Source organism: Grimontia sedimenti (assembly GCF_011045095.1).
Classification (GTDB): domain Bacteria; phylum Pseudomonadota; class Gammaproteobacteria; order Enterobacterales; family Vibrionaceae; genus Enterovibrio; species Enterovibrio sedimenti.
The window spans coordinates 39,014-50,103 of record NZ_JAALDL010000025.1 but is presented as its reverse complement, the minus strand read 5'-3'; the positions used below and the strand labels follow the sequence as shown (position 1 = coordinate 50,103).

Here is an 11,090-nt window from a genome sequence, read left to right as displayed (position 1 = left end):
CCAGACCAGGACCCAGGACCCAGGACCCAGGACCCAGGACCCAGGACCCAGGACCCAGGACCCTAGGACCCTAGGACCCTATTCCCTTCCAGATACTTTTTCACTGCTTCAATCCGCTGTCTTGTCAGCTCTTCCCGAATCGCTGGGCCTTTAAAACCTGCGGCGACAATCGGTTTCACTTCAACGGCACTTGCAGCATCAAAGGCGCCTATCAGCCATTCAGACTGCGGGTATTCACGCTCTTCAAAGCCAGTACGGCCTTGGTTATCGGCTTTGCTCGCCGTGGCGAGTTGTGGGATTTTCTCGGGCTTTCGCCAGCAGTCATTGCGGTCAAATATCTTGACGAAAGTGGCGGCTTTTAACTCACCCGCGTTGTGCACATTGGTGTGCTCGGCGCAGACCAGAAGGGCGGCGTCGCGGTAGGCGTTCGGTACACGAATGCGCTCGCACAGTGCTTTAATCGGTTTCAAGCCGAGCTTGGTATGTAGCTTGTGGCTTGGCCACTCTTCTTTGGGCGTCAGGCCCTTGCCCAAGTCATGCACTTGCGCGGCAAAGCGGATAACCGGGTCTTCGGTCAGCAAGGCAGCTTGTCCGGCGACCATCAAGGTGTGAACACCAGTGTCGATTTCCGGATGCCACTGTTCGGGCTGAGGTACGCCGAACAGGGCGTCTATCTCAGGCAGTACGACAGCCAATGCACCGCAGTCTCGCAGCACGCTTAAGAACACTTCAGGGTGCTGGGAAGTGAGTGACTTTTCCCATTCTTTCCAGACGCGCTCGGCGGTCAGTGCTTCAAGCTCGCCGTTCTCGACGATTTCCTGCATCATCGCATGGGTCTTTTCAGCCACGCGAAAACCAAGATGATGAAATCTTGCCGCAAAGCGTGCAACGCGCAGCACGCGTAGCGGGTCTTCTACAAAAGCAGGGGAAACATGGCGAAGCAGGCGATCGTTGAGATCTTTCTGGCCGCCGTAAGGGTCAATCAGAGATCCATCTTCAGCTTTGGCAATGGCATTGATGGTCAGATCGCGTCGCTGCAGGTCTTCTTCCAGTGTGACTTTTGGCGTGAAATCGCAGACGAAACCTGTGTAGCCTTTACCTGATTTACGTTCTGTGCGCGCCAGTGCATGCTCTTCATGGGTTTTAGGGTGGAGGAAAACGGGGAAGTCCGAGCCCACTTGCTGGTAACCAGCGTTTAGCATGGAATCAATGTCTGCGCCGACCACGACCCAGTCCCGGTCTTTGACTTCCAGACCGAGGAGTTCGTCGCGAACGGCACCGCCGACAAGGTAGGTTTTCACATTACTATCCGAAATCTAAGCAATAATGTGATCATCATATACCGAAACCATGGGTCTATGCAGGCGCGAACCGTGCGCAGAATACAGGGATGTGTGTAAAAGCTGCGAACCTGTCCCTGATTACACAGTCTGAAGCTGTGACTGGCTTTACTTCATCTTTAGGCCGCGCTACCTTGCGAGCCATTGAGGGAACAGAGAAATATTCATGTACCAAGACTTTTTCCGGTTAACCGAGTCGCCATTTGCGATCGTGCCTAATCCTAAATTTTACTTTTTGAGCGAAAGGCACAAAGAAGCGCTGAGTCATGTCCTGAATGGCATTGAGGATGGCGGCGGTTTGGCGCTGTTAACCGGTGAGGTGGGGACGGGTAAAACCACCACCATGAAAGCCTTGTTGGATCGCATGCCCGAGAAAACGCAGGTTGCAACGATCCTGAATCCGAGTGTGTCTGTTCTCGAACTGCTTCAAACGCTTTGCGATGAGCTGGGCGTGGAATACAAAGAGGATGACAGCTTTAAGCGCCTCTACGACGCCATATCCGATAAGTTGTTCAATAACGAATCCAAAGGCATCCAAACTGTGTTGCTGGTGGATGAAGCCCAACATCTGATGCCGGATGTGTTGGAGCAGCTTCGTCTTCTGACCAATATCGAAACTTCTTACCGTAAGCTTTTAAAAGTGATTCTGATTGGTCAGCCTGAGCTGCAGCAAATGCTGCGTCAGTCCAATCTTCGTCAGCTTGCTCAGCGCATTACCGCGCGTTATCACCTGATGCCGCTCACACCGGATGAAGTGCATCAATACATCACACACCGTATCAGCTGCGCGGGTGGTTTGGAGCCTTTGTTTGATGGGGCTGCCATTAAGCTTATTGCCAACGAAACGGGCGGCGTGCCGCGTCTGGTGAATCTGGTGTGTGATAAAGCGCTGAAGATGGCGTTTAAAGAATCGCGCCAGAAGGTCAACAAAGATATTGCCGCACGTGCTTGTCAGGACGTATTGGAATGGCAGGGCGTGGTACAAAGCAAGCCACAGACTGACTACAAACGTTATTGGCCGGTTTATGCCGGTGCGATTGGTGGTGCAGCCTTACTTGCTATCGCCATTCGAGTGGGACTTGGTGTTGGCAGCGAGGATGAAGCGATGGTGGTCGCCACAGAATCTCCTGCGCCTGTGGTTGTCACTCAGCCAGCGGTTGTTGAAGCGGTTGAGCAACCAGCGCCTGTCGTTGTCGTTTCCGAGCCGACATCTGTGGTGAAAGTCGAGGCTAACAAGCCTGTTCAGACCATTGTCACTTTACCACTTAGCGAAGTGACTCGTGAGAGTTTGAGTGCAGGTTCTTCGATGCAGTCCCTTTATAAGCTTTGGGGCTTTGATGCCGATGTGTTGGCGGCGGGCTGTTCATCAGACGTGCGTGGCGAGCTTGCCTGCTTTAAAGGAAACTTACCGCTTTCCCAATTGTTGACCATCGATCGCCCAGCAGTGCTTGAAATGAACGGCACAGGTGGCCAGAACTGGTTTGCTGTGCTGTATGGCAGAGGCGACGGTCAGTTTGAATTGCTGGCAGCTGACAAACGTCTGCTGGTGAGCGAAGAATTCCTGAACCAATACTGGAGTGGCGATGCGTTGGTGCTTTGGCGTCCGCCATTGGGTAATCCTAACTTTATCCGTTTCGGTCAGCGCGGCGAGCGTGTTCAATGGCTGGATCAGCGCCTGAATCTGGTGCTGGGCGAGAATGCGCCGGTATCTAATACCTTTGGTCAGGAGCAGCGCGTAAAAGTGCGCGAGTTCCAGCGTAGTAAAGGCTTGGATGCAGACGGTATTCCGGGAGCAATGACCTTTATGGTGCTCGATTCGGTGCTGCAAATGCCTGGGCCAACGCTGGTCGGTAGCATTGATGCTACACCGGGCGAGAAGCTGGCGCTTTCAGAAGGCGAAATCGTGGTGATGCCAGATTCAGATGTCTTTGAACTCGCGCTTGAGCCTTTGCCGCAGGTTGTCATTGAGCCGGTTGTGGAAGAAGAGATTGCTCAGTCTGAGCCGTCAGAGCCTGAAGTGGTAGAAATCGGCAGCACAACCTTTACCGCGCCGAATCAGACGCAACTGAAAGGGAATAACGAGCTGACACTGGAAGATTTGGACTTATCTGAGCTTTCTCCTGAACTGGCACAGAAAGTCGAAGCCGCCATGAGCAGTGATAAGTCCCGCACCTTGGAAGCGAAATTGGACCGCGCCCAGCCAGAAAGCAACGTCGTGCCGATTGCTGAACTGAATTCTGCGCAATTGAACCGCTTACCAGCGATGGACTTTCAGACCCATATCTATACCTCTAATGAGAGTAACCGTTGGGTGAAGGTCAATGGCAAAGAAGCCCGTGAAGGTCAGTTCGTGGCAGATGGTGTATTACTTCGAGGCATCGAGCCCCAGCAAGTAGTGGTGCAGTTTGAAGATGCGCTTATCGCGATTCCAGCGTTGACGACATGGTAATTCAAGAGTTCGCCTCTAGAGTTTTTTCCTAGGACTAGGACCTAGGACCTAGGGTCTGGGAAAAGCAGTAAGAGCTAAGCGCTATCGCCTTTTGTGCTGATTCAAAAACAAAAAAGCCGCTTTAGCGGCTTTTTTATTGTCGTTCGGTTATCGCTTACGCCCAACCGTTATTACGCTTCTTACGGCGTGGAATAATGTGCGGCAGGATGAGACCAAACAGCAGGCCACCACCGGCAACCATGCCACCGTAAGTAAAGTAGCGCATTAGCAGGTCATCTTTCTGAGTGTCGATACGTGCGCGCAGTTCGCGGATTTCAGTTTGCGCATCGATCAGCTTCTGGTTCAGTTCGCTGGTGTGTTGCTCCAGCTCTTTCACCTGTGCGTTGCGCTGATCCAGCGACTCAATCAGGCCTTTGGTTTTTGCTTCCGCATCGCCTTGTGCACTCGACAGTGCTTCTTTTACCTGCTTCAGTTCTTCTTCTAATGCAGGTACACGAACTTTCAGACCAGGTTGTTTAGATACATACTTGGTTTCAACCCAGCCTTTGCGACCACGATCATCAATAATTTGGGTGTAGCCAGCGTTACGGTTACTGTCCACAACTGTCACTTTCGTGCCCGCATCCACACTGCCGATAATGCGGTATTGGGTGCCCGGGCCAGAATGCATGTAAGTGAAAAGCTCATCTGAGATGTAGTTGTCCTTCGCATGTGCAGTAGGAACCGCCAGCATCATAAGTACAGCCAGGGCAGAGAAAAGTTGCTTCACGGAGTATTCCTTTGTTTTGGTCGTGAGTATCTGTTTGTGCCAAATACTAAAAAATTTTGCGGTTCAGGTACAACAAAAGGGAGGCATAACCTCCCTTTTTTGACCGAAGACTGACATCACTGCACAAAAACGTGACTGAAATGCCTTTCTTAGTATCTCTTATACGCCGAATGCAGCCTGCATGACGTAGAAGAAAATCACTGCAAGCAGCGCACCGGCTGGCAAGGTGACCACCCAAGATGCCACGATATTACGTACGACACCCAGGTTCAGTGCACCGATACCACGGGCAAAACCAACACCCAACACCGCACCGACCAGCGTTTGCGTGGTAGAGATAGGAAGGCCCGTACCAGATGCCAGAACAACCGTTGATGCGGTTGCCAGCTGTGCAGCGAAACCTCGGCTCGGCGTGAGTTCAGTAATACCAGAACCCACGGTCGCCATCACCTTGTGACCCAAGGTTGCGAGACCTACCACGATACCGATACCACCCAGTGGCAGAATCCACCATGCAATGGTGCTCTTCTCGGTGATTTGGCCCATGTGTTCAACGGTAGACACGATAGCCGACAGTGGGCCAATCGCGTTTGCTACGTCGTTAGAACCGTGTGCGAATGCCATCGCACAGGCTGTTACGACCATCAACAGGCTGAATACGCGCTCAACACCCTGATAGCCATTTGCGCTTGCTGTGTCATCTTTGTATTTGCGGCTGATGTAGACGTAACCGAACATCATGATCAGAGAAGAAACCGCAATGGATACCATCACGGCTTCACCGGTAGAAAGATGCAAGCCGACGTGCTTCAGACCTTTCTTGATCGTCACCATAGCGATGATCATCGCCGTCAGGAACATGTAGACGGGTACGAAACGCTTGGCGTTGATCAGCGGTTTGTCGGTATCAAAAATCAAACGCTGGGCGCTAACAAAAATCGCGTAAGCGAACACACCGGAAATTAATGGCGTGACAAGCCAGCTACCTACGATGCCTTGCACTGAGCTCCAATCCACCGCTTCTGTACCCACAGACACACAGGCGAAACCGATGATCGCACCAATGATGGAGTGAGTGGTAGAAACCGGCCAGCCCATGTAGGACGCAACCAGCAGCCAGGTGCCTGCAGCCAGCAGCGCAGACATCATGCCGTAAACCAGCACTTCAGGTTGGGAAGCGTAAAGCGACGTTTCAATCACCCCTTTTCGGATGGTGTCTGTCACTTCACCACCGGCCAGATAAGCGCCGGCGAATTCAAAAATCATCGCAATGATGATGGCTTGCTTAACGGTCAGTGCTTTAGAGCCCACTGACGTACCCATGGCGTTGGCAACGTCATTTGCACCGATACCGATAGCCATCATGAAACCAAAGACTGCGGCCACCAAAATAATAATGGTGCCGTAATTCGCTAGGATTTCCATTGTTTTACCTTGTTATCTCTTAGATGAATGGTGCGTTACGAGCGCGACAGCATCAGCTCAAGACGCGAGCCAACACGTTGTGCCTGATCAGCGATAGCGCCGACCCATTCAAGAATCTTGTAAAGGAACATCACATCAACCGGGTTGTATTCACTCTCGATTGACATCAATTGCTGGCGAAGTTTGATTTGCATTGAGTCAGTATCGCCCTCAATGGTATCCAACTGGTGGATCATTTCTTCAACCAGAGTGACTTCACGTCCTTTAAAGCCAGTTTCCAGCAGTTCATCCAATTCACTGATAACGCGACGTGCCTGTTCGGCAGCATCCAGACAACGTTGCACGTAAGCGACGAAGTCGGTATAGAGCAAGGAAGGGACTTGGAGTTGTCGACCAATCACACGGCCGGCAATGTCTTTGGCGAGGTTTGCAAGCTTGTCCTGTTGGATAAGCAGGTCGAGCATGTCTGTACGGTCGACCGGGAGGAACAGACCGCGAGGCAATTTGAGACGGATTTCACGTTTGAGCACATCAGCTTCTTTCTCAATCGTGGAAATCTCGTGGCGCAGTTGTTCTGCACGCTCCCAATCGCCTTGCTCACATGCTTCAAAGAAAGGGACCAACAGTGAACAGCAGTCATTAACGCGGCTCACGTGTCGTTGCAAAGGTTTTAAAGGGCTCTTTGCAAACAGCCCAACAATTGTATTTACAGGCATAGCCGTATCTACCTAAAAGACCTGTCCAAAGGAACAGGCTAAATATTACACCGGAACTCATCTGAATGTTTCAGGAGTATGAGTTTCTAGTGACGCGATGGTTATTTAGGCGGCGAATGTTATCGCAATCACATTTGTATTGATACCGTTTCAGATCAATGAAAGTCTCTTGCCCGACTTAGCGAATATCCATATCCTTGTTCTGCTATTGGTTATAGGTACCTTTATGGAAACTGAGATAGAGCTAAAGTTTTTTGTTTCGACGGATTTTTCACGCCAGATCCGGGACAAAATTGCTGATTTAAAGGTATTGCAGCAACGCCAGCGAGACCTCGGCAATATTTACTATGACACCCCGGATTACCTGCTGCGACGCCATGATATAGGCCTTCGTGTCAGGCGCTATGACGATGTGTTTGTGCAGACACTGAAAACCGCAGGACGCGTTGTTGCAGGACTTCATCAACGTCCGGAATACAATGCAGAACTGGACTCTCCGGTTCCTGACCTTTCCTTGATCCCTGCCGATGCCTGGCCAGAAGGTTTAGACATCGAAGCACTCAGTGCTAACCTGAATCCTTTGTTCTCTACTGATTTTGAGCGCCAGCAGTGGCTGCTTGCGATGCCTGACAGCAGTCAGGTAGAACTGGCTTTCGACAGCGGTGAGGTCACAACGGAAGAGGGCGGTTATGACCCGATTTGTGAGGTAGAGCTTGAACTGAAGTCTGGTCAGACGGATGCGCTGTTTGTATTGGCACGCGAGCTGGCAGAAAACGGCGGCCTGCGTTTGGGTAACCTGAGTAAAGCCGCCCGTGGCTACCGCCTGGCGACAGGCTACGAAGGCGAGCCAGTGAAACCGCTGACCATGGTCAAAGTGAATGGCCAGATGACGGTCGAGCAGTCATTTGTGAAAGCGCTCGAGCACGCGCTTGATCACTGGCACTACCATGAGCAGGTCTACGTGGAGCGTCCTGAGCAGGAAGCCATCTTTGAGATGTGCAATGCAGTGTCGCTTATCCGCCAGGCTCTGGTGCTTTATGGTGGTTTGATCCCGCGTCGCGCCAGTGCACTGCTTCGTCAGGAGCTGCAATGGCTGGAAGGGGAACTGGATTGGGTTTACGAGGGCCGTGCCATTGAGCGCTTGCTCGACGATAAAGGTCACTTCCTGCGTAAACTGAACGCGCAAAAACCATTGATGGCAAAGCTTTCTGATCGATACGACGAATTGCCAGAGCGTGCTGAAGTGCTGGAACTCCTGCACTCAAGCCGTTACTGCAACCTGTTGTTGGATCTGAGCCGTTGGATTCTTACCCGAGGCTGGCAACCGTTCCTGGATGACAAAGCCCGTGAGAAACTGGGTGAGCCTATCCGTCAGTTTGCCAACCGATCGCTGGCCCAATCCTGGGATGAGCTTTTGAGTGTCTTCGCGGAAGGTAATGAACTGGATCGCTTTGCTTATCTGGATCAGCAGCCGCGCCTGACCCGAAACCTGATGTCAGGGTGTTGTGTCGCTGCCTTATTTGAGACTGAAGAGCGGGAAACTTTCCGTCTTCCTTGGCTTGATCTGCTGCAGGGCATTGAAGATTTTCAACTGCTTGAGCCTGTGAGAAAGCTGGCTGACGATGAAGATTTGGAAGAGGAAGATCGCGCGCAGATCGAGAAATGGCTGGGTCGCAAGGAAGAATCTTTGCTGCATGCCATGATGCAATCGCGTCAGATTGGCCTACAGCTTGATCCCTATTGGGATATCTAAATTCTGAATATCGAAAAATAGCGCCTGATGGCGCTATTTTTTTGCTTGTTGCGGAGGTGGCTTGTTCTCCAGCTTGGCTTCAATTGCCGCAAGACGTTCCAATATTTCAGTTTGCTGCGTGAGAATCAGTTCCAATGCTTCGCGGCGGCGTTCTTCTCTTTCCTGCGCTTTCTTCTCTGGTTTGGTGACATAGGAAGTCACAAGGCCAGTGATAGCACCAAAAATACCGACACCACACATAATCACTATGACCGCGACGGCGCGCCCTGCTGGCGTCACAGGATAGTAATCACCATAACCCACGGTGGAAATGGTGACAAACACCCACCAGATAGCATCAGTCAGGCTGGTGATGTTGGCTTCGTCTGAAGGGCTTTCGAGTGCAAACACCGCCGCAGAGCCTGTGGAAACAAGAACCGTCAGCAACAACAGAATGGTTGCCATGGTGGTTTCGTTTCTGTTTTCGCTCATGTAGGTGAGCAGCGACTGGCTTTGCTGAATAAGACGGATGACCCGGAAGATTTGAAAAATGCGGGCGAAACGTAATGCTTCAACCACAGGGATGCTGGCGAGAATATCTATCCAATGTGTTTTCAAATAAGTGACTTTGTTATCACTTTTAAGAAGATGTAGGGCGATTTGTAGCAAAAATATCAGACAAATCAGCGTATCGATGCCTAGCAATAAGGTATAAAGAGGGTCGCTTTTAGGCAGCAATAAAATGGTAGTGACCACACAAAGTGAGACAAAGGAAAGCAACAGACTCAACAATCCCATCGGATTCAGATCTAAGTTTTTCGTTTCGGTCTCGCTCATCACTCAATAAACAACCTGTGCTGCCGTTAGTTCTTTAGGGCTCAGCATTTCTACCGAAGTTAACTCTCGACAGATACCTAACCCTATTCCGCTTGCTTTCTCTCTACTGTATCGCAGTTTAGGCGATGCAACTATCAAGGAGTCATCGAGAATGTCACAGATGATATTCAGGCCTTGGGAAAAGGCCGTTGCCAACATCAAACTGGTTCCCAAACTCATTCTTTTAATGGTTTTCAGTACCTTGCTATTGGTGGCAAAACAGCTGTGGGACGCCAATACGTTCCGAGACTCTGTCAGTGAGGTCACTGAAGCGCAAAGCCATAGTCTGGCATTGCGAAGTGCTGAAATGGCAAAAGAGCTTTTGAAAGAAGAGAACGGCACAGCGCTGCTTCAGCGTGTGGTGAGCCGAGAAAACGCGACCAGCGAAATGAACCAATACATCTACTTCACCAACCGTAAAACCGGTGAAGTTCTGGCGCACCCAAGCATCCTTAATTTTGATGGATTGAACCTGCCACTTGAAAATGGCCGGATGCTGACGGAAGTGATTCGAAATACACAGGGTGAATTTACCTACCATCTTGCCAACGAAGGGCGTCATGGCATTGCGGTGCCTGTAGGAAATACAGACTGGCTGTCCATTTCTTCGCAACCAGATTCCGCGGCAGAACAATACTACAACGCTTATCTGATTCAGGTGGCATGGCAAACCGCGCTTATGATTGTTGCCTTTATGGTCATCCTGCTGGGCGGCTCTAACCTGATGCTTCGCCAAATTAATTGCTTGATTGACGGTATGCGTAATATGGCTCAGAAGAATCTGAGTGTGCCAGTGGTGATGGACTGCAAAGATGAGTTCGGTGAGCTGGCGCGTGAACTGGAAAAAAGCCGTATTCAACTGTCGAGTGTGATTAAAACGCAGCGTCACTCTTCGGAAGAGTTGTCTGACATGGCTGAGGTGATGAGCATCAGCATGGACGAGACCCGCGAATCTGCCAAAGAGCAATTCGGTGAAATCGACCAGTTGGCATCAGCGATGAGTGAAATGACATCCACGGTACAAGATGTGGCGGGTCATGCGCGTGCAGCTTCTCAGGCGACAGAAGCGTCCCGCGAGCAGGTGGCAAACGGTCAGCAGTACGTGAGCAACACGATTTCGACTATCAACAAGCTGTCTGATGATATCCGCGAGTCAGCGAGCGTGGTCAATCAGGTGGAAGAGCGCGTTGAGAAAATCAGTTCTGTGGTCGTGACCATTCAGGGGATTTCAGAGCAAACCAATCTGCTGGCACTGAATGCGGCCATTGAGGCAGCGCGTGCTGGTGAAATGGGCCGAGGCTTTGCCGTGGTAGCCGATGAAGTTCGTAACCTGGCGCAAAATACGCAGAAAGCCACTTTAGAAATTCAGGATATGATCACCCAGCTTCAGTCTTCTGCTCAGCAGGCGGTTGGCTTGATGGAACAAAGCGTGGTGGAAGCGGTGGAAAGCGTAGAGTCAGTCAGCAAAGCGGGTGAAGAGCTAAACCTGATTGTGGAGCAAATCTCCCAAATCAACGACATGAACTTCCATATCGCCACCGCTGCAGAGCAGCAAGCCTCAGTGGCTGATGAGATGAACCAGAATCTGACCAATGTCCGTGAGCTGGTGGAAGCATCGGTCACTGTGGTGACTGAATTGGCTGAAACCTCGGAAAGCATGCAAGGCAATGCAGAACAGCTGGATCTGAAAATCAAAGAGTTTGCGGTTTGATTTCCGCTTAGGAATGAGGAAGCCCACCGATTGTGTGGGCTTTTTTTATGATATTTTAAGATTAACTAGAAA

General features: G+C 51.0%; 8 protein-coding genes. 3 read left to right on the top strand and 5 right to left on the bottom strand.

Annotated features, from left to right (window positions below):
- Positions 1-62: 62 nt before the first annotated feature.
- The gene (locus G5S52_RS21985; RefSeq protein ID WP_165018511.1) at positions 63-1,301 is read right to left on the bottom strand and encodes a multifunctional CCA addition/repair protein; all 1,239 of its coding nucleotides are present in this window, start codon (positions 1,299-1,301) and stop codon (positions 63-65) included.
- Positions 1,302-1,506: 205 nt separating this feature from the next.
- Between G5S52_RS21985 and G5S52_RS21980 the strand changes: the two genes are divergently transcribed.
- Positions 1,507-3,789 carry an AAA family ATPase gene (locus tag G5S52_RS21980; protein ID WP_165018509.1) on the top strand — a complete coding sequence of 761 codons (2,283 nt, stop codon included), beginning with the start codon at positions 1,507-1,509 and terminating at the stop codon, positions 3,787-3,789.
- Positions 3,790-3,943: 154 nt separating this feature from the next.
- Here G5S52_RS21980 and G5S52_RS21975 read toward each other — a convergent pair whose 3' ends face one another.
- The 3 genes from G5S52_RS21975 to G5S52_RS21965 form a co-directional block, all read right to left on the bottom strand.
- On the bottom strand, positions 3,944-4,558 hold the full coding sequence (locus G5S52_RS21975) for a TIGR04211 family SH3 domain-containing protein (RefSeq protein WP_165018507.1): 615 nt from the start codon (positions 4,556-4,558) through the stop codon (positions 3,944-3,946).
- Positions 4,559-4,717: 159 nt separating this feature from the next.
- Positions 4,718-5,983: an inorganic phosphate transporter gene (locus G5S52_RS21970; protein ID WP_002537644.1), complete on the bottom strand. Its 1,266-nt coding sequence runs from the start codon at positions 5,981-5,983 to the stop codon at positions 4,718-4,720.
- Positions 5,984-6,018: 35 nt separating this feature from the next.
- The gene (locus tag G5S52_RS21965; RefSeq protein ID WP_165018505.1) at positions 6,019-6,699 is read right to left on the bottom strand and encodes a TIGR00153 family protein; all 681 of its coding nucleotides are present in this window, start codon (positions 6,697-6,699) and stop codon (positions 6,019-6,021) included.
- Positions 6,700-6,925: 226 nt separating this feature from the next.
- Between G5S52_RS21965 and G5S52_RS21960 the strand changes: the two genes are divergently transcribed.
- Positions 6,926-8,452, top strand: coding sequence for a CYTH and CHAD domain-containing protein (locus G5S52_RS21960; protein ID WP_165018503.1), 1,527 nt, complete (start codon positions 6,926-6,928; stop codon positions 8,450-8,452).
- 33 nt (positions 8,453-8,485) lie between these two features.
- Here the strand turns inward: G5S52_RS21960 and G5S52_RS21955 are convergent, their stop codons facing one another.
- A complete protein-coding gene (locus tag G5S52_RS21955) occupies positions 8,486-9,268 on the bottom strand; it encodes a potassium channel family protein (RefSeq protein WP_165018501.1) in 783 nt (260 codons plus the stop codon).
- A 151-nt stretch (positions 9,269-9,419) separates the two neighbouring features.
- Between G5S52_RS21955 and G5S52_RS21950 the strand changes: the two genes are divergently transcribed.
- Positions 9,420-11,018 carry a methyl-accepting chemotaxis protein gene (locus G5S52_RS21950; protein WP_165018499.1) on the top strand — a complete coding sequence of 533 codons (1,599 nt, stop codon included), beginning with the start codon at positions 9,420-9,422 and terminating at the stop codon, positions 11,016-11,018.
- Positions 11,019-11,090: the final 72 nt, after the last annotated feature.

What these genes read in the sequence shown, in the direction of transcription:
- G5S52_RS21965 (WP_165018505.1), bottom strand. Translation starts at nt 6,699, where the DNA reads ATGCCTGTAAATACAATTGTTGGGCTGTTTGCAAAGAGCCCTTTAAAA.
- G5S52_RS21950 (WP_165018499.1), top strand. Translation starts at nt 9,420, where the DNA reads ATGTCACAGATGATATTCAGGCCTTGGGAAAAGGCCGTTGCCAACATC.
- G5S52_RS21960 (WP_165018503.1), top strand. Translation starts at nt 6,926, where the DNA reads ATGGAAACTGAGATAGAGCTAAAGTTTTTTGTTTCGACGGATTTTTCA.
- G5S52_RS21980 (WP_165018509.1), top strand. Translation starts at nt 1,507, where the DNA reads ATGTACCAAGACTTTTTCCGGTTAACCGAGTCGCCATTTGCGATCGTG.
- G5S52_RS21955 (WP_165018501.1), bottom strand. Translation starts at nt 9,268, where the DNA reads ATGAGCGAGACCGAAACGAAAAACTTAGATCTGAATCCGATGGGATTG.
- G5S52_RS21970 (WP_002537644.1), bottom strand. Translation starts at nt 5,983, where the DNA reads ATGGAAATCCTAGCGAATTACGGCACCATTATTATTTTGGTGGCCGCA.